This is a genomic window from Selenomonas sp. oral taxon 892 str. F0426 (genome assembly GCF_000468035.1).
Taxonomy (GTDB): domain Bacteria; phylum Bacillota; class Negativicutes; order Selenomonadales; family Selenomonadaceae; genus Centipeda.
The window spans coordinates 36559-55974 of sequence record NZ_KI260513.1 but is presented as its reverse complement, the minus strand read 5'-3'; the positions used below and the strand labels follow the sequence as shown (position 1 = coordinate 55974).

Below are 19416 nucleotides of genomic sequence, written 5' to 3'. Positions count from 1 at the left end.
TCCCGTTATGGATGTAAAAAATCCCCCGCTGCGGCGGGGGATTTTTGTGCGGGCAGGGAGGGTTACAGCACCTCGACAATCTCCGCCACGTCTTTTCGCTGCACATGTCGTGGGGAGGGGACGCCATTCTCCGCTGCATATCCGATGGGGAAGATGGCAATGAGCTCGTAGTTCGCCATCTGGGGGAACGATGCTTTCAGCTTGTTTGCATCGAAATGCCCGACCCACGTCGAGCGCAGACCTTCGTTGTGAATGGCGAGCATGATATGCGTCGCGACAATGGAGGCATCCACGTCGGCGAAATTGCGCCCGTCGTATTGCCGTACCCATGCGTCGTCTGATTTGCCTCCAACTACGAGAAAGATGCCTGCGCCGAAGGTGTATTTCGTTGTCTCCGAAAGCTTTGTCCGCGCATCAGGGCTCTTCACTACCCATATCTTGAACGGCTGTTTGTTGACTGCCGTGGGCGCGATGCGTGCTGCATCAAGAATGCGGTCAAGTGCCTCGTGCGAAATTTCCGCATCGGAAAGGAAACGACAGGAGAAGCGCTCCTGAATGAGCTTATTGAATTCCATAATAGAACCTCCTTTGTCATCAGTATAACATATCCGGCAAGGAAGCAGGGCAAGAGTGCTGGAGGAAATCCCGTATGGGCAGCGAATACTATGAATGTTATCGAAAAACAGGAAAGATCTTTTGCAATGAGGGGAGATGTATGATGAAAAAATATATTGCGGGCGCAGTGACGAGTCTGCGCGATGGGGCGGGGCATACGGCCGTTGATTACTGCCTGGAACGCAACGACTTGGAGAATGCGCGCCTCATTCAGCAGTATTGATTTTCACGGGGCTGCCACATCGGGGCTGTTTTGCTTTCAGCAAAATCCAAGAAAGATTCGCTATGCTGAGTTCGTGAGCTTTCGAGGAATGAGGTGAACGATGCAGAAAAAAACAAGGGGCCTTCTTGCTGCACTGATGGCGGCGGTGTGCATTGCCCTTCCACCTGCACGCGCGGAGGCGATCGACGCATGGGGAATTGCGGCGCAGGCACTCGGTGTGCTCGGTGCATACCACTCGGCACTCGGCGCAGTGCTCGCGCTTGGCAACGATGTGCATGCACAGGTGGAGAGCCGACGGCAAGATCTCGCCGAAAATGGACGTGCACGTAACGCACGTGATATTGCTCTAGTCGATGAGATTATGGAGCGCCTTGTGAAGGACGGCGACTATGTACTCCGTGTGAATTCGCTCCCCTTCACATGGGCGGTGACGGACAGTCCCGTCTTTAATGCCGCTTGCTATCCGACAGACTATGTGACGATCAATCGCGGTCTTATTCGTGGGCTGGGCGGCAATGTGGATGAGCTTGCTGCCGTGCTCGGGCATGAGATGACGCATGGTATCCGCCAGCACAGCGCACACAACTATGCGAAGGCGGCAGCCCAGTTCTACGGCATGAGCTTCCTCAACATGAATTTCGGTCTGATGGACTGGAACAAGCTTAATGCACTCGTGGGCTACTCCGTCGCCAAGAATGTCACGCTGCCCACGGAGTACGAGGCGGACGAGGGGGGCTTCCGCATTATGACGAGCGCGGGATTCAATCCCGGCGGCGGGGCTGCTGCGATGGCACGCATGGGCTACTATCTGACCTATGTGACACAGGATCTCACGGAGTATCAGGATCCGACGCAAAAGGATCTGCCGCAGGACGACTTCTCGGACCATCCTGCGACGGAGCGGCGCGAGGCGAAGCTCGCCGGCTTCATGACAGACTACAGCGCGGGTCATGTAACGGTGATTGATCGAAAAACAATTTGTATTGACGGGTCGCCGCTTCTGACTGTCACGTGGACGAATGAGGACTATGACAACAGTCCCGAGAATGCCTATCTCACGGCGGGTGCACTTGCGCGTGCCTTCCATGACTATGACCGTGCGGAGCATTGGAACCTCGCACTGACGCGGGATGGTGGGGCAACTCTCGGCGGTGATTCGCGTGTGAATGAACTGCTTGTGCATTTTCTCGCAAAGGAAAAGGCGGGGGCACTTCTGCAAACGCTCGTACACAATGCCTACGCGGGTGAAGCGGCAAGCGGCGCACGGGAAAAGCTGCGCGCGGCAGAAAAGGCACGCGCGGAAGCCCTTGCTGCAGAGCGCGCCGAGGTGGAGAATGCCGACGCGAAGGCGATCAAGAAGATCCGTGAGAACAGCGATGCGTACAGCGACTATGGAGACAGCGAGCGGGCACTTGCACTGATGGAGCGCGTATTTGCCTCACCGCATGACGACAGCCCTGCCCTCAGTCACGTGATTCGTGCGCGCGCCTATGCCGTGGAGGGCGACGCGGCGCGTGCGCTTTCGGATGCGGACAAGGGCGTCGCGGACGATCCGAAGGATGTCTATACATGGCTGAACCGCAGCGATGTGCGCCGTATGCTCGGTGATCGCGATGGCGCGCTCTCCGATGCGATGAAGGCAATCGAAACGGATGCAAAGAATCCATACGGCTATCTGATTGCCGCCGAACTCTATGATGAGATGGAGGATACGGCAAAGGCGCAGGAGTATTTCAAGAAGCTTTACGCCGTCGAACCAAAGGCTCTGGATCGCATTCCAGATGAATACCTAGAGGCTGTGGACAAGCGTGCGTATGAAAAGCGGATGAAGGAGAAAAAGAAAGCGCGTGAGGCACGCGAGAAGGAAATCCGCGAAAAACTCGATAAAAAAAGCCGTCCGGCGGACGGCAATAAAGACAGATGAAGGAGAATCCCTCTGGGAGTCCCCTCCGCTTTCCCTCTCCCACAGCAAACGGGAGAGGGTTTCTTTATACAAAAAACGCCATCCCGTATGGAATGGCGTTTTCTATCTTACTGAGCCAACGCGTTGACCTTTTTGGCAAGACGTGACTTCTTGCGTGCTGCAGCGTTCTTGTGATAGACGTTGTTTGCAGCCGCCTGATCGATCGACTTGTATGCCGCAACGAGGAGGGTTTTCGCCTCATCTGCGTTGCCTGCAGCAACAGCATCATTGACACTGCGGATGGCACGGCGGACGCGTGTCTTCTCCGCAACATTGCGTGCACGGCGCTTGGCGTCAGACTTTACACTCAGAATGGATGCCTTGATATTTGGCAAATCGTTCACCCCCTCAACGAAAAATGTACTGAGTCATTCTATCACAGCGATGTCGAAAAAGCAAACTTTTTTTCACGATCTGCCGAGGCAGTGAGAAGAGCCGCGTTGAGCACAATGAAGATGGCCGCGGCATTGTGCCAGACAGCACCTGCGAGTGGACTGAGATAGCCGCATGCGGCTAGGCCAAGTGCGATGAAGTTGAGCGTTAGTCCAAACAGCGTGTTCTGTTCAATATTCTGGCGTATCCGACGTGCTGTGAGGAGCAGCGCGGGCAGGCGGGAAAGATCCGCTGCGGCGCATACGACATCTGCATCTGTCTTGTCCGATATGCTGCCTATCGTGATGTGCAGACAGTGTGTCAGCCCTGCAGCACACGTGTCCGTCTCCCGGCGAATCAGCGCTGTCCAGGCGGTGAAGGGGTCATTTGATGGAGGGAGGGCAGTTCGCACATCCCGAATACCTACCTGTTTGGCAATCTGAGCTGTGTGCGCATCCACGGAGCCGAGGAGTACCGGGTGCATCCCCATGCGGCGCAGCTTTGTGACAAGCTGCGCTGCATCTGCATCCAAATATCCTGCAGGTGCAATGGCATCCAGCGTGAAGACAGCGTTCTCCATATGGGAGAGGCGCTCGAGAGCGTGACTCGTCCGCAGGAGGATGCCCTGCTGTGCGAGACTGCCGACAGCAGCTGAGACTGCCATCGGGGCTGCGTGAACGAAGGCACAGGGGCAGAAGACTACGAGTGCCGTGACAGCACGGTCAACATCGTTTGTTGTCCACCAAACAGCACCCGCGAGTACAAATGCGAGCAGAATGAGCTGTGATGCTCTGCGCTTGGCCGTCTGTACCATCGATACATCATGCGTGTCGATTGAGTGCATGCCCGCGTTCATGTTCTCCTGCGAGCAAAGCGCACTGATACGATGGTGCGTGTGCAGGATGATCTGATCCTCAAGCATCGTACCAACGTACATGATCAGGGCAATCCCGCCCGCTGCAAGATATTCACCCACCGTCAATGTGCCGATCAGCGCGGCTGAGACGAGAAGCTCGGCGTGAATTTTTCGCAGACAGAAGAGACTGTGAAGAGCGGTGTATAGAATGGGACTGCCGCTGAGAATGACCGCAATCCACGCGGGATCAACAGCGTGCGGCTGTTCCATGAAGGCACTGCAAAGGAGCGCAGCAAGCGAGATCAGCGCACAGATTACCGTTGGACACGGTGCACTCTCCAGCCATGAGCGAGTCATTATGAAAACCTCCTTTGGTTTGTATTCTCAAAAACAGAACTTGTTTCAGTTCTGAACATATAGTACAATAAAATTGGGATTTAGGTAAGAAACACCTTACTGAAACTGTCCGTTATCGGACAAAAGAAATAATATGTTCATATGAATCCATCGAACGAAAGGAAATTGTATGGAACGACGCCGCAAAAAGACGAGACAGGCAATCCTCGCCGCGTTTCAAACCCTCCTCGCAAACAAGCGATACGAAAACATCATTGTTCAGGACATCATCGAGGAGGCGGATGTCGGGCGCAGCACGTTTTACACGCATTTTGAGACGAAGGATACGCTGCTCCGTGCGATGTGTGAGGATATGTTCGCACATGTGCTTGAGGATGTATCCGATGAGGGGAGCCACGACTTCTCTCACGATGCAGACAACCCGACCGTCATCATCTCACATATGCTTTACCATATGCAGGATCAGCAGAAAAACATCCGCAGTCTTTTGACCTGTGAGAGCAGAGATCTCTTCCTTCGATATTTTCGCGAAAAGCTCAGCGAAACACTTACGGCGCGTGGACATGTGCTGCTGTGCGAACATCGCCTTCCCACTGATTTCCTCATCAACCACATTACAGGCAGTTTCGTGCTGATGGTGGAGTGGTGGATGCAGGGAGGATGTCAGCGTACGCCGCAGGAAATGACGGAGATGTATACCGCGTTGATTGCACCGATTTTTTTGCCGCAGAATGTGTGACCTGTACAAAATTATGGGTATATAATAATTTGAAAAAAGTCTGAAAGAAGACTGGAAACTAGCAGGAAATTCAGCGTATTTATCGAATTAGGTTTAGTAATATAAGAAATGATAAAGGAGAGCAATACAGAAGAAATGAGTGACAACTCGTTTAGATCAGCAGAAATGCGGCGAAACGGATGGGTGTACCGCAAGCTCACCCGCTTTGCCATTGCATATATGTTGGGGATACCGCCCGGTATCCGTGAGGGGAGAATTACCTATGAGAAAAACAGAGTGCTTGGCAATGATTTTGGCAGGCGGACAAGGCAGCCGCCTTGGTGCGCTCACGAAGCGTGTCGCAAAGCCGGCGGTTCCATTTGGGGGGAAGTACCGCATCATTGACTTTCCTCTCAGTAATTGTGTGAACTCTGGTATTGAAAAGGTCGGTGTACTGACGCAGTACCGGCCGCTGGAGCTGAACCAGTATCTTGGATCGGGCAGTTCGTGGGATCTCGATAAGCGCGACGGAGGGCTCTTTGTCCTGCCGCCCTATGCGCGTGAGAAGGGGGCAGAGTGGTATCGCGGTACGGCAGATGCGATCTATCAGAACCTCAACTTCATCGATATGGCAGATCCTGACTACGTGCTTATCCTCTCCGGTGATCACATATACACAATGGACTACTCGTGGATGCTCGAAAACCACAAAAAGAACAAGGCACAGGCAACGATCGGTGTCTTTGAGGTGCCATGGGATGAGGCACCGCGTTTCGGTATTATGAACACGGACGAGAGCGGACGGATTGTCGAGTTTGAGGAGAAACCGGCAAAGCCCAAGAGCAATCTCGCATCCATGGGCATCTATATCTTCAATCGTGACTATCTGGCCGAGTACCTTACGGCAGATGCGAAGAGCGAGACCTCGAGCCATGACTTCGGCAAGGACATCATCCCGAAGATGCTTGCGGATGAGGGGCGCCTATACTCCTACGCGTTCAGCGGCTATTGGAAGGATGTCGGAACGATCGAGAGCCTTTGGCAGGCCAATATGGATCTTCTGCAGGATGAGCCGCCGTTTGAACTCTCGGGCAAGTGGCACATCTACTCGTTCAACCCCTCCATGCCGCCGCAGTTTGTTGGCAAGGACGCGAAGATCACGCGCTCGATGATCAGTGAGGGCACCATGATCCTCGGGACGGTTGAAAACTCTGTGATCTTCCCCGGGGTTCGTGTCGGCAAGGGTGCCGTCGTGCGCAATTCGGTTCTGCTCCCGTCGGCGGTGGTCGCAGATGGCGCTGTCGTTGATTATGCAATTCTCGCGCAGCACGCCGTGATCGAGGAGGGAGCACAAGTCATCGGTGAGGAGACGCAGATTACTGTTGTCCCTGAGGGAGAGACGGTATCACATGCTTCTTCGGAACAACGTGTCGGCTGATTTGCGGGAAGAGAACGGAGTGAACGTACAATGAATACCGTAATGGGGCTCATCAACCTGCATGAGGATGGAAGCCTGATTCGTGAACTGGCGGATCGCCGTGCGGTTGAATCCATTCCATTTGCCGGCCGCTACCGCCTGATCGACTTCGCACTCTCGAGCATGGTCAACTCCGGCATCAGCAAAGTGGGCATTATGCTCCCCGATGAACCGCGCTCGGTTCTGGATCATCTGCGATCTGGCAAAGATTGGGATCTGGCGCGTCGCCATGATGGACTGTTCTATCTGCCGTCGGTACAGGACGATGGACAGCGCCGTAAGGGTGACCTCAAGAATTTCTATCACAATCTGGACTTCATTGAGCACGCATCTTCACGCTACATTTTGCTGACAAACGGCAGCTTTGTTTATAACGTGGACTTCAATCAGGTGCTCCGCTTCCACCAGAATACAGGTGCGGACATCACACTCGTCTCGCATACGACCATCGATGAGAATACGGGGAACAACATTGTTCTCGATATGGCGGAAAACGGGTTCGTTCGAGATATTGCTGGGAAGCCAGCTGCTTATCAGGGGACGAAGGTGTCCATGGGGATCTACCTCATGGACAAGGGGGCCTTCGTTGAGACCGTTCGCTATGCCTACGAGCACGGCGGACAGGACTTCGTGCTTGACGGCATCATTCGCCGTGCTGGAGACTATACGATATTTGCCTATGAGCATGACGGCTATATGGCGCATGTGGACTCTATGTCGACCTACTATCGGACGAATATGGAGATCCTAGATCCGGAGGTCTGGCAGGAGCTCTTCATGGGGGAGCGTCCTGTCTATACGAAGATCAAGGACGGCGTACCTGTCCAGTATAAGGAGACTGCCAAGGTCACGAATTCCCTCATTGCGAATGGCTGCATCGTTCGCGGTGAGGTGGAGAACAGCATCCTGTTCCGCGAAGTAAAGGTGGGCAAGGGCGCACAGGTTCGGAATTCGATCATCATGCAGAAATGTGACATTCAGGATGGTGCGCTTGTCGAGAATGTCATCTGTGACAAGAATGTTGTTATCACTGCGGAAAAGTGGCTGAAGGGGGCCGCCGAGTATCCGCTGGTGATCAAAAAGAATATTACGATTTAATGTAATTCGTTTATTTGCCGTTACGGATTCCTGCTTCGCTCCGTTCATCGGAGCATGAGGAACGATAACGGCTTCTTGTTTCTGATACTTCTGAGGGGGCTCTGCCATGCGTAGGAAACGAAGGCCGGGGGGAACAAGAGCATTGGAAAAGGAGTGGACGATTTGGCACAGAAGGATCAGGTCAATCGACCGACAGGGAAAGCTCTAGAGACGATGAAGAAGATCTTGAAGAGCCGTTTTATCACAACTGCACATGTTATGTTTGGCCGCGACGTAGAGGAACTGACAGAAATCGAGATCTACAAGACGATCGCGTCCACAGCCAAACAGTCCATCTCGGATAATTGGATTAAGACGAACAAGCAATATGAGGATCGTCAGGAGAAGCAGATTTATTACTTCTCAATCGAGTTCCTGCTCGGCAGGCTTCTCAAATCCAACCTCATTAACCTCGGCATCGAAGAGGCCCTGCAGGAGGTCCTCGGAGACTTCAAGCTAAAGCTCTCGGACGCCTACGAGATGGAGCCGGACGCAGGTCTTGGCAATGGCGGCTTAGGACGTCTCGCTGCCTGCTTTATCGACTCGCTCGCGGCACATCGTCTGCCGGGGCACGGGTGTACCATCCGCTATCAATATGGCCTCTTCGAGCAGAAGATCGTCGGCGGCAATCAGGTTGAGATTCCCGACAACTGGCTGCGTGACGGCTTTGCCTGGGAGTACCGCAAGCCGGACAAGTCGGTCGATGTCAAGTTTGGCGGCAACGCCTATATGCGTGACATAGGCGGAAAGCTCGAGCTTGTCCATGAGAACCCGATGATCGTCATGGCTGTGCCGTATGATATGCCGATTGTCGGCTACCACAACGCGACGGTCAATACGCTGCGCATGTGGAACGCCGAGGTCAACCGCGATTTCTCAGACTATGGGCTCCTGACGCAGGAGCAGATTCAGCAGCGCAACGACTACCGCAGCTTCGTCGAGTCGATTACGCGCTACCTCTACCCCGATGACAGTACCTTTGAGGGACGCCGTATGCGCCTTATCCAGGAGTACTTCTTCGTTTCGGCCGGCGTGCAGAGCATCGTTCGTCATTACAAGAGCAAAGGCGGCAGTATCTACGACTTCGGCAGGAAGATCGGCATCCATATCAACGATACGCATCCCGCGCTCTGTGTGGCAGAGCTCATGCGCATCCTCGTCGATGATGAGGGGCTGACGTGGGAGGATGCGTGGGCGATCACGCGTGATACGATTGCATATACGAATCACACAATTATGCCAGAGGCGCTCGAGACATGGGGCGTTGATATGTTCCGTCCCCTCCTGCCGCGCATCTACATGATTATCGATGAGATCAACCGCCGTCATCTGGAGGAGGTGCGTCGCCGCTATCCCGGCAACGAGGGCAAGGTACGCGCACTCTCGATCATCCAGGATGGCGTGATCCACATGGCACGCCTCTCAATCGTCGGCGGACACAGCGTCAATGGCGTAGCAAAGATCCATACGGGCATCCTAAAGTCCACAACGCTCAAGGACTTCTATGACTATACGCCGCGCAAGTTCAACAACAAGACAAACGGCATCACGCACCGGCGCTGGCTTATGGGGGCAAACCCAGAGCTTGCCCAGCTGATTGACGATACGATCGGCAGCCGTGAGTGGCATCGTCACCCGGAGAATATGGACGCTTTGCATGATCACGTTGAGGATAGGAACTTCCTTGAGCAGCTCATGAAGATCAAGCATCTGCGCCGTGAGGGGCTGTCACACTACATCGAACAGCACAACGGTGTGAAACTCAACCCGGATTCGATGTTCGACATCCAGGTCAAGCGCATTCACTCCTACAAGCGTCAGCTGATGAATATTCTGCACATCATGTACCGTTACCACCGTGCGCAGAGTGAGCTGTCCTTCCTGACGCAGCCCGTGACGTACTTCTTTGGCGGCAAGGCGGCCCCAGGCTACTACATCGCGAAGGAGACGATCCGACTCATCAATGTGGTTGCAGATCGGATCAACAAGGACAAACGCGTGAATGACTTCATGAAGGTCATCTTCATCGAAAACTTTGGTGTCTCCATCGGCGAGCTGGTCTATCCGGCGGCGGATGTCAGTGAGCAGATCTCAACGGCGTCGAAGGAGGCGTCGGGTACGGGCAACATGAAGTTCATGATGAATGGCGCGATCACGCTCGGAACACTTGATGGTGCAAACGTCGAGATCCGTGATGCGGTCGGCAATGAGCACTGCGTCATCTTTGGACTCAAGGCCGAGGAGGTCATGAACTACTACGCGACAGGAGCCTACTCTGCATGGGATGAATACCACACGAACGAGAAGGTTCGTACGGTGATGAATCAACTCGTTGACGGCACCTATGGAGATTTCACATCGCTGTATGACTATCTTCTGCACGCGAACGATGAATTCTTTATCTTGAAGGATTTCAATGCGTACGATAATGCGCGCATTGAGGTCATGCGGCGGTTCCGAGACAAGGACGGGTGGGCACGTACGGCGGCAATGAATGTTGCGCACTCCGGCGGGTTCTCATCCGACCGCACGATTGACGAGTATGCACGAGAGATCTGGGATATACATCCCGTCATCATTGCATAGTTTACGAGGAACATACAGGAGGGGATCGTATGAAAACATCTACGCTCAGCGAGTTTGATCTTTACCTCTTTCATCAGGGCACAAACTATCATGCTCAGGAAATGCTTGGAGCGCATTTTGTGGAACAGAATGGCAAAAAAGGCGTTCGCTTTACGGTATGGGCGCCAAATGCCAATGCGGTCAGTGTCGTCGGTGAGTTCAACGACTGGAGTGTGCTCATGCACCCGATGAGCCGCATCGGCGACGGCGAGATCTGGGAGACGTTTGTCGAGGGCCTTGGCGAGGGAGAAATTTACAAATACGCAATTGAGCCGCAGTGGGGCGGTCCCCGCATCATGAAGGCGGATCCTTACGGTTTTTACGCGGAGAAAAAGCCGCAGACGGCGTCCCGCACCTATGATATGAACCACTATGAGTGGGGCGATGCGGCGTGGCAGGAGCGCAAGGTACGCGAATCCTCCTACGAGCGTCCGATGCTCACGTACGAGGTGCATGCAGGCTCGTGGCGGCGCACGCTCGAGGGGGAATATCTCTCCTATCGTGAGATGGCAGATCAGCTGATCGGCTATGTCAAGGAAATGAACTACACGCATATCGAGTTTATGCCTCTTTGTGAGCATCCCTATGACGGATCATGGGGCTATCAGGCGACGGGGTACTTTGCTGTGACGAGCCGCTATGGAACGCCCGATGATTTCCGCTATCTGGTCGATACGGCGCATCAGAACGGCATCGGCATCATCATGGACTGGGTGCCGGGGCATTTCTGCAAAGACGAGCAGGGCCTGCGGCATTTCGACGGCAAGAACCTCTACGAGTCTGATAATGAGATGCGCGCGGAGAACTGGGAGTGGGGCACGACCAATTTTGATTACGGACGCACGGAGGTGCAGAGCTTCCTCATCTCGAACGCACTGTTCTGGCTCGAGGAGTTCCACATTGACGGGCTGCGCATCGATGCCGTCGCGAATATGCTCTACCTCAACTACGGGCGCAAGGACGGTGAGTGGCAGCCGAACAAGTACGGCGATACGGGCAACCTCGAGGCGATGGACTTCCTGAAGAAGCTCAATGAGACGATCTTCAAGTATCATCCGCACGCGCTTATGATCGCAGAGGAGTCGACTTCGTGGCCGCTCATCTCGAAGCCCGTCTACATGGGCGGCATGGGCTTCAATTACAAGTGGAATATGGGCTGGATGAACGATATGCTCTCCTATGTGAGCCTTGACCCGATCTACCGCAAGTGGAATCAGGACAAGATCACGTTCTCTCTCATGTATGCCTTCTCCGAGAACTTCGTCCTGCCGCTCTCGCATGATGAGGTCGTGCACGGCAAGTGCTCGCTCATCAGCAAGATGCCGGGCGACTATTGGCAGAAATTCGCAGGGCTTCGCGGTTTTTTTGGCTACTGGATGGCGCATCCGGGCAAGAAGCTGCTCTTCATGGGCGGCGAGTTCGGGCATTTCATCGAGTGGAATTTCGACGACAGCATGGACTGGCATCTGGTCGAGCAGTATCCGATGCACACGAAGATGCTTGCGTACTCGAAGGCGCTCAACAAGTTCTACATTGAGAACAAGGCGCTCTGGCAGGTCGACTTCGATTGGAACGGCTTCCAGTGGATCGACTGCAACGACAGTGAGAACAGCATTATCGCACTCATTCGTCGTGCAGAGGATCCGAGTGACTTTATCATCTGCGTGCACAATTTCACGCCTGAGGTGCGCCACGGCTACCGCATCGGGGTACCGACAAAGGGCACCTATGTCGAGGTGTTCAACTCGGATGAGGAGGCGTACGGCGGCAGCGGCGTGCTCAATGCCGGCGATATTGTGAGCGAGAACCATGCGTTCCACGGACGCGAGCAGTCCATTGTCATCACAGTACCGCCGCTCGCCTCGACATTTTATCGTCTTAAGCGGCAGAGCGGTGCGGGGACACCCGTCAGTGAGGTGGCTGAAACAGCGGATGCCGTTGCAAAAAAAAAGCCAGCAGCATCTAAGTCACGTGCTGCTGCCGCCAAGAAGGCCGATAGCGATGCGACAGCGGAGAAACCTGCGCCAAAGAAGCGTACGGCAAAGGCAGCATCGGAGAAATCTGCCCCAAAGCCAGCGGCCAAGAAGACGACCAAAACGACAGGCGCTGTAAAGACGGATGAGACATCTGCCGCTGCGAAGAAAACACCTGCGAAAAAGTCGACGAAAACCACGGCTGAAAAAACTGGGACTGAGGAAAAGCCTGTGAAGAAAGCTGCGCCGAAGAAGACCCCGGCGAAGGAGACGAAGGCTGCCTCAAAACCTGCGAATCAGGCAACGGAGACGGTGAAAAAGTCTACTGCTATGACGGCAGCGAAGAAAACCACGCGCAAGAAGACGGCAGAGGCAGAGGTGGAACCAAAGAAAACGCGTACAGCAAAGGCATAAGCTGCGGTACAACGTGATAGGAGAATGACAGCGACTGGACAATATGATGATCAGCTCACGGAGGGATTACGGCACCCTCCTGTGAGAAAAAGGAGGATATTGGGATGAAGGTACTATATGTAGCATCGGAAGCAGTTCCTTTTGTCAAGACGGGCGGTCTTGCAGATGTTGCGGGCTCACTTCCCGCAGCGCTCGTAAAGGATGGGGTGGACTGCCGTGTAATCCTGCCGAAATACGGTGTGATTGCCAAGGACATTCGCAACGAGATGGAGCATATCTATGACGGCATACTGAATGTTGCGTGGCGGGATAAGTTCGTCGGCATTGATAAGTACGTGCTAAACGGCGTAACCTTCTATTTCATAGATAATGAGGAGTACTTTGGCCGCGACGGATTCTACGGGTATCCCGATGATGCGGAGCGATTCTCCTTCTTCAGCCGTGCCGTCCTGAACCTTCTGCCTGCACTCGATTTCTGGCCGGACATCATCCACACGAATGACTGGCATTCTGCACTCGTCAATGTATTCCTGCGGCTCGAACACATGGATGACCTGCGCTACACTGGGATCAAGACGCTCTTTACCATTCACAATCTGAAGTATCAGGGGGTATTCCCCAAAGATGTCATGGCCGATGTGCTCGGACTGGATTGGCGGTACTTCAACAACGGTGACTTTGAATTCTTCGATGCGGTCAACTTTATGAAAGCAGGCATCATCTATGCCGACTACGTGTCGACCGTCAGCAAGACCTATGCCGAGGAAATTCAGTACGAATACTACGGTGAACATCTGGAGGGGCTCCTGCAGAAGCGCCGCGAAGAACTCTTCGGCATTGTCAACGGTATTGACTATGATGTCTATAATCCGCAGACGGACAAGAATCTCTACGTCAACTATGATATCAAAAAAGCAGTCGAGGGCAAGAGCGACAACAAGGTGCGCCTGCAGCACGATCTTGGGCTTCCCGAGAACCGCCGTACACCGATGGTCGCGATGATCACACGCCTCGTTGCGAACAAGGGCCTCGACCTCGTCGTGCGTGTGCTGGATGAGATCCTCCAACATGAGAACGTGCAGTTCGTTCTGCTTGGCACGGGAGATCGCAACTATGAGGATTGGTTCAAGGAATTGTCATGGCGCTACCCGAACAAGGTGTCCATCAACATCCGCTTCTCGAATGAGCTCGCGCAGCGCATCTATGCGGCATCCGACATCTTCCTTATGCCGTCCATGTTTGAACCGTGTGGACTCGGACAGCTCATTGCCATGCGCTATGGGGCGATCCCCGTCGTGCGTGAGACGGGCGGGCTCAAGGATACCGTCGTCCAATTTGACCGCACGGATGTCGACAAGGGGAACGGGTTCCTGTTCTACGAATACAATGCGCATGAGATGATGTATGCCCTCAAGCGTGCACTCGCTGCCTATGGCAACCTGCGTGAGTGGCGTCAGCTCATCTTTACGGCGATGCACAGTGACTTCAGCTGGAAGCGCTCCGCAAAGGAGTATGAGACGCTCTATGAGCGACTTTTGCTTGAAAACTGAGATCATCTCGTTCTGGCAATCTGATTTGTGAGTGGATTGATCGCATTCAAGTTTTACATGACGCACTCCTTAAGAAACCGCTGGCGAATTGGAATCAATTAAGACTGTTTGATTCGCCAGTGGTTTCTGTGCGTTTCCTTTTGGAAAGGAGAGGGCGCTATGCTGGAATCTTATCAGGTGGAGCACAATTCTCAGGATATTTATTTTCGTTCTATTGTCGGGGCGGCGGAGGCAGGCAGTCGGCTGCGTCTTGGCATCCGCATTCGTACCTATGAGCCGATTCGCCAGGTGCTCGTGCGACTGTGGCAGGATCAGACGGGGGAGCGTCTGATTGCGCTGGAGACAAAGGATGTACGGGATGAGCAGAAATTCTATACCACGTGGATCAGCCTGCCGGACTATGGCTGTCTTCTTTGGTATTACTTCATCATTACAATGGAGAGCGGCACCTATTTTTATGGGAACAACGAGGAGCTGCTTGGCGGTGTTGGGGCACTCAGCAGAGAGGCCCCTGCATCGTATCAGATCACGATCTACAACAAGGGGGCACGTACGCCCGACTGGTTCAAGAATGCAGTCATGTACCAGATCTTTCCAGATCGCTTTGCGCGTTCGGGCGATACTATTGTACGCAAAAAAGGTGCGGTCATTCGAACAGACTGGACAGACGACCCCATGTATCTCAAGGATCCTGATACGAAGGAGATCATCGCCTATGATTTCTTTGGCGGGAACCTGCGCGGCGTGATGGAGAAGCTGGACTATCTGCAGGATTTAGGAGTCTCCTGCATCTACTTCAACCCTGTATTTGAGTCCGAGAGCAATCACCACTACGATACCGGGGACTATCATAAGATTGATCCTGTACTTGGGGATATCGAGGATTTTCGCGCGCTCGTTGCAGCAGCGGACGAGCGGGGCATCCGGATCATTCTTGACGGCGTGTTCAGCCACACGGGCAGCAACAGCATTTACTTCAATCGCCAGCATCAGTATCGATCTATCGGCGCCTACCAGTCGAAGGAGTCACCGTACTACTCGTGGTATCACTTCCGCAGTTATCCGAATGAATACGACTGCTGGTGGAACTTTGACACGCTACCAAATGTCAATGAGACCGATCCTGCCTATATGGACTTTGTCATTACGGGTAAGGACAGTGTGCTCCATCACTGGATGAATGAGGGCATTGCGGGCTGGCGCCTTGATGTCATTGATGAGCTGCCGCCGACATTCTCGAAGAAATTTTTCTCCGAGCTTAAAAAGACCAATCCTGACGCCGTCATGATCGGTGAGGTCTGGGAGGATGCATCGAACAAGGTTGCCTATGGGACACCACGCGAATACCTCTCCGGAAACGAGATGGACTCGGCGATGAACTATCCGCTGCGTACGATGATGTTCGACTTCCTCACGGGGACTGTGGATGGACGTCAGACTGCCCGGCGGCTTGCAAGCCAGATCGAGAACTATCCGAAGGAAAATCTCTATGCCATGATGAACCTCATCGGCAGTCATGACGTGCAGCGTGCGATTACCGTTCTCGCCGGTGTGCCCTACTACGAGGGGATGCCTGCGATTGAGCAGTCGCGCGTACGCATGACACCCGAGCAATTTGACCTCGGATCGCGCCGCCTCCTCATGGCGACGCTCTGGCAGATGACCTATCCTGGTGTGCCGAGCGTCTACTACGGTGACGAGATCGGCATGCAGGGGTTCAAGGATCCCTTCAACCGCCGTCCCTATGACTGGGAGAACGGCAATAAGGAGATTCGTGGCTGGTTTGAGCGATTCATTGCTGTGCGCAATGAGAACGATGCCCTTCGCACAGGTGACATCCTGCCGCTCTATGGTGCGGGTGATGTGATCGCCTATGCACGGACGATCCGCTCGGGCTACGATGTGTTCAACCAGGAGAAGGAAGACGGCGTTTTTATTGCCGCGTTTAATCGGAACCTGACGGAGACACTGACGATCGAGGTCGATGTGAGCGACTTTGCATGCGGGATCTTCGAGGATGCATTCAAGCCGTCACGTACCTATGAGGTAGAGCGCGGAAGACTCCGCATCAAGATACCACCGCTTTTCGGATTACTCCTTCGTGAGCGCAAGGAACCGCGCCGTTATGAGCGCAAGGCAGGCATTCTCCTGCATCCGACTTCTTTGCCGTCGAAATACGGCGTGGGGGATTTTGGAAAGGAGGCGTACCGCTTCCTCGACTTTCTCGCCGAGGCGGGGCAGAAGGTCTGGCAGATTTTGCCGCTCAGTCCTGTCGGCCCCAGCTACTCGCCCTATCAGTCCATCTCTGCCTTTGCCGGCAATATCATGATGATCGATCCTGAGGAGCTTGCCGCCCGTGGCTGGCTGACGGAGAAAGATCTCTTCCTGCCGTATGAGGCGAATACTGCCTTCATCGATTTTGCACGTGTCAAACAGTTCAAAAAGGATTTGCTCGAAAAGGCATTTCACGTATTCCGCAGGGAGTGCGCAGCGGACAAGGTGTACCAGGACTTCTGTAAAAAGGAGGCATACTGGCTCAATGACTATGCGCTCTTTCATGCGGCGAAGAAGGAGTATCATCGTACACCGTGGATGCAGTGGCCCGACGAGATCAAGAATCGCGACCCAGCAGCGCTCGCGGCGCTTGCGGAGCGCCAGCGGGATGAGGTCGAGCTCGATCGGTTTAAGCAGTACATCTTTCATCTGCAGTGGAATCGCCTGCATGACTACGCGCGGAAGAAGGGGATTGAGATCCTCGGCGATATGCCCATCTTTGTGGCACAGGACAGCGCGGATGCGTGGGCGCATCAGCAGCTTTTCGATCTCAATGAGGATGGTACGGCGCGCACGGTAGCGGGGGTGCCGCCTGACTACTTCGCTGCGAATGGGCAGCTCTGGGGCAATCCGCAGTATAACTGGGAGGCCATGAAGGCCGAGCAGTATGCGTGGTGGAAGCGGCGCTTTCAGAAACTGCACGAGCAGGTGGACATCATCCGCATCGACCATTTCCGCGCCTTCGAGTCCTATTGGTCGATTGATGGAAAGGCGGAGACGGCGATCAACGGGCATTGGATCAAGGGGCCGGGCAAGCCGTTCTTCGATGAAATCGAGCGGGAGCTCGGCACACTCGACATCGTTGCCGAGGATCTCGGGATCATTACGGCGGACGTGGAGCGGCTGCGCGATGAATGCGGATTCCCTGGTATGAAGATTGTTCTCTTCATGCTCGTGCCGAACGCGTCGGGGCGTGTCGGCTTCGTCACACCTGAGAACAGCATTGTCTACACGGGGACGCACGACAACAATACCACTGTCGGTTGGTTCACGCACGATATTGACGAGGTTCTGCGTGAAACGCTTGCGAATATGACGGGAACGACCTCCGATCGCCCCAAGACCATCTGCAAGCGCCTCATCAAGGCAGCGTATGCCTCGCGCGCACGTATGGCGATCATCCCCATGCAGGATCTCCTCGCCCTCGACGAGCGCGCACGCATGAATACGCCGGGCACTGTCGGCATCAACTGGCGCTGGAGCCTCAAGAAGGACTATCTTCTCGAGCTCGATCCGAAGAAGCTGCAGGCACTCTGTGTGCGTTACCATCGGTGACGAGGTAAGGCGAGCGTATATAAGCAAACGAAAAGAGTCATTGCACATCTTTCTGCAATGACTCTTTTCGTTTGTAGAAGTATGGATAATTTGCATTATGAGAAATTCGCCGATGGTACGGTCAAATGTATCGAAGACGAGATTCCGTTTGAAGTGCCAGAGAGTTGGGCGTGGGCGAGGCTTCAAAGCATTTCAACAATGATAACAGATGGCACTCACAAAACTCCACAATATAGTAATTCAGGATATATTTTTCTATCCTCTCGTAATGTAACTTCTGGGAAAATCGACTGGGACAACATCATGTACATTCCAGAAAGTCTACATCAAGAACTATATAGTAGAGTTGCACCTCGTATTGGAGATATTTTGCTTGCAAAAAATGGAACTACAGGAGCTGCGGCTATTATTGACGAAGAAAAAATCTTTGATATTTATGTGAGCCTTGCTTTAATTAGAACCGTTAAGGATATAAACTCCTACTTTACGCTTTATGCCATAAGAAGCACTTATGTTCAGGCACATTTTTTTAAGTCATTAAAAGGAATTGGCGTTCCTAATCTTCACCTTGAACATATTAGGCATACACTAATCCCAATTCCACCAATATCAGAACAAGGCAGATGTGTTTCTAAAATCGAAAAACTTATTCCTATAATCGCATCAATTCAAGCTAATAAAGAAAACCTAATAGAAACCATCAATACAACAAAATCAAAAATCCTTGACCTTGCAATCCGAGGAAAACTCGTCCCACAAGACGAGAGCGATGAGCCTGCATCGGTCTTGTTGGAGCGGATTCAGGCAGAAAAAGAAGAACTCATCAAGCAGGGAAAAATCAAACGTGACAAGAGAGAATCTGTCATCTACCGGGGTACGGATAACTCGTATTATGAGAGATTCGCTGATGGGAGTGAGAAATGTATTGATGAAGAGATTCCGTTTGAGATTCCAGGTTCGTGGTTGTTCGTCAGACTGAAAGAAATCGGCAGTATTATTGGCGGTGGCACGCCAAGAACATCCAATGAATCTTATTGGGATGGAAATATTTATTGGATTACCCCGGCAGATTTAAGCAATCATAGCGATATCTATATTTCACATGGTTCTCGTTCCATCACGGAACTTGGCTTGAAAGATTCATCTGCAACATTGATGCCCGCTCATACCGTGCTTTATTCAAGTCGTGCTCCCATCGGTCACATCGCAATCGCTGCAAATGCTCTTGCAACAAATCAGGGTTTCAAGTCCGTTGTTCCGCATGACACAAGGATGAGTTTATTCGTATATTTCTGTCTCAAAGAAAGAACGCCCAGTATTGTATTAAGAGCGACAGGGACAACGTTCAAGGAAATATCAGGTACAGCTATGGCAGAGACAATCGTACCTTTACCACCACTAAGGGAACAAAAACGAATTTGTAACAAGATAAGAAGTCTGTTTACGCTTCTTGAGAATATGCATCAGATAATCGATTAAAAACTCTCGTGAAACCCTATCACCTCATATAGCATGCCTCCATAATAC

13 protein-coding genes are annotated in these 19416 nt (G+C 53.1%); 10 read left to right on the top strand and 3 right to left on the bottom strand.

Annotated features, from left to right (window positions below):
• Positions 1 to 62 precede the first annotated feature (62 nt).
• A complete protein-coding gene (locus HMPREF1992_RS00290) occupies positions 63 to 575 on the bottom strand; it encodes a nitroreductase family protein (protein WP_021683795.1) in 513 nt (170 codons plus the stop codon).
• Between the two features lie 140 nt (positions 576 to 715).
• Here HMPREF1992_RS00290 and HMPREF1992_RS11885 point away from each other — a divergent pair, with 140 nt between their 5' ends.
• Together HMPREF1992_RS11885 and HMPREF1992_RS00280 are read left to right on the top strand one after the other, a co-directional pair.
• Positions 716 to 838 (top strand): hypothetical protein, encoded by a 123-nt coding sequence (locus HMPREF1992_RS11885; RefSeq protein ID WP_255346831.1) that lies wholly within the window; start codon positions 716 to 718, stop codon positions 836 to 838.
• 100 nt (positions 839 to 938) lie between these two features.
• A complete protein-coding gene (locus HMPREF1992_RS00280) occupies positions 939 to 2762 on the top strand; it encodes a M48 family metallopeptidase (RefSeq protein ID WP_021683792.1) in 1824 nt (607 codons plus the stop codon).
• Positions 2763 to 2869: 107 nt separating this feature from the next.
• Here the strand turns inward: HMPREF1992_RS00280 and rpsT are convergent, their stop codons facing one another.
• Together rpsT and HMPREF1992_RS00270 are read right to left on the bottom strand one after the other, a co-directional pair.
• Positions 2870 to 3136 carry a 30S ribosomal protein S20 gene (gene rpsT, locus HMPREF1992_RS00275; RefSeq protein WP_006693343.1) on the bottom strand — a complete coding sequence of 89 codons (267 nt, stop codon included), beginning with the start codon at positions 3134 to 3136 and terminating at the stop codon, positions 2870 to 2872.
• A gap of 41 nt (positions 3137 to 3177) precedes the next feature.
• Positions 3178 to 4386 carry a hypothetical protein gene (locus HMPREF1992_RS00270; RefSeq protein WP_231366934.1) on the bottom strand — a complete coding sequence of 403 codons (1209 nt, stop codon included), beginning with the start codon at positions 4384 to 4386 and terminating at the stop codon, positions 3178 to 3180.
• A gap of 169 nt (positions 4387 to 4555) precedes the next feature.
• On the opposite strand from HMPREF1992_RS00270, the gene HMPREF1992_RS00265 reads away from it, so the two are divergent.
• From HMPREF1992_RS00265 to HMPREF1992_RS10900, 8 genes are all read left to right on the top strand, one after another.
• A complete protein-coding gene (locus tag HMPREF1992_RS00265) occupies positions 4556 to 5125 on the top strand; it encodes a TetR/AcrR family transcriptional regulator (RefSeq protein WP_021683788.1) in 570 nt (189 codons plus the stop codon).
• A 262-nt stretch (positions 5126 to 5387) separates the two neighbouring features.
• Positions 5388 to 6542, top strand: coding sequence for a glucose-1-phosphate adenylyltransferase (locus HMPREF1992_RS00260; protein WP_021683787.1), 1155 nt, complete (start codon positions 5388 to 5390; stop codon positions 6540 to 6542).
• A gap of 30 nt (positions 6543 to 6572) precedes the next feature.
• Positions 6573 to 7679 (top strand): glucose-1-phosphate adenylyltransferase subunit GlgD, encoded by a 1107-nt coding sequence (gene glgD, locus HMPREF1992_RS00255; protein WP_021683786.1) that lies wholly within the window; start codon positions 6573 to 6575, stop codon positions 7677 to 7679.
• A gap of 162 nt (positions 7680 to 7841) precedes the next feature.
• Positions 7842 to 10304 (top strand): glycogen/starch/alpha-glucan phosphorylase, encoded by a 2463-nt coding sequence (locus HMPREF1992_RS00250; protein WP_051290464.1) that lies wholly within the window; start codon positions 7842 to 7844, stop codon positions 10302 to 10304.
• A 29-nt stretch (positions 10305 to 10333) separates the two neighbouring features.
• Positions 10334 to 12730 (top strand): 1,4-alpha-glucan branching protein GlgB, encoded by a 2397-nt coding sequence (gene glgB / locus HMPREF1992_RS00245; RefSeq protein ID WP_021683784.1) that lies wholly within the window; start codon positions 10334 to 10336, stop codon positions 12728 to 12730.
• Positions 12731 to 12834: 104 nt separating this feature from the next.
• The gene (gene glgA, locus HMPREF1992_RS00240) at positions 12835 to 14280 is read left to right on the top strand and encodes a glycogen synthase GlgA (protein WP_021683783.1); all 1446 of its coding nucleotides are present in this window, start codon (positions 12835 to 12837) and stop codon (positions 14278 to 14280) included.
• Between the two features lie 159 nt (positions 14281 to 14439).
• Complete coding sequence (gene malQ, locus HMPREF1992_RS00235; RefSeq protein ID WP_021683782.1) at positions 14440 to 17889, top strand: 4-alpha-glucanotransferase; 3450 nt, start codon at positions 14440 to 14442, stop codon at positions 17887 to 17889.
• 57 nt (positions 17890 to 17946) lie between these two features.
• The gene (locus HMPREF1992_RS10900) at positions 17947 to 19368 is read left to right on the top strand and encodes a restriction endonuclease subunit S (RefSeq protein ID WP_051290462.1); all 1422 of its coding nucleotides are present in this window, start codon (positions 17947 to 17949) and stop codon (positions 19366 to 19368) included.
• The last annotated feature ends 48 nt before the right edge of the window (positions 19369 to 19416 follow it).

Coding starts and splice junctions, on each gene's coding strand:
- HMPREF1992_RS00280 (WP_021683792.1), top strand. CDS start 939: ATGCAGAAAAAAACAAGGGGCCTTCTTGCTGCACTGATGGCGGCGGTG.
- HMPREF1992_RS11885 (WP_255346831.1), top strand. CDS start 716: ATGATGAAAAAATATATTGCGGGCGCAGTGACGAGTCTGCGCGATGGG.
- malQ (WP_021683782.1), top strand. CDS start 14,440: ATGCTGGAATCTTATCAGGTGGAGCACAATTCTCAGGATATTTATTTT.
- HMPREF1992_RS00265 (WP_021683788.1), top strand. CDS start 4,556: ATGGAACGACGCCGCAAAAAGACGAGACAGGCAATCCTCGCCGCGTTT.
- glgD (WP_021683786.1), top strand. CDS start 6,573: ATGAATACCGTAATGGGGCTCATCAACCTGCATGAGGATGGAAGCCTG.
- glgA (WP_021683783.1), top strand. CDS start 12,835: ATGAAGGTACTATATGTAGCATCGGAAGCAGTTCCTTTTGTCAAGACG.
- glgB (WP_021683784.1), top strand. CDS start 10,334: ATGAAAACATCTACGCTCAGCGAGTTTGATCTTTACCTCTTTCATCAG.
- HMPREF1992_RS00270 (WP_231366934.1), bottom strand. CDS start 4,386: ATGACTCGCTCATGGCTGGAGAGTGCACCGTGTCCAACGGTAATCTGT.
- HMPREF1992_RS00290 (WP_021683795.1), bottom strand. CDS start 575: ATGGAATTCAATAAGCTCATTCAGGAGCGCTTCTCCTGTCGTTTCCTT.
- HMPREF1992_RS10900 (WP_051290462.1), top strand. CDS start 17,947: ATGACTCTTTTCGTTTGTAGAAGTATGGATAATTTGCATTATGAGAAA.
- HMPREF1992_RS00260 (WP_021683787.1), top strand. CDS start 5,388: ATGAGAAAAACAGAGTGCTTGGCAATGATTTTGGCAGGCGGACAAGGC.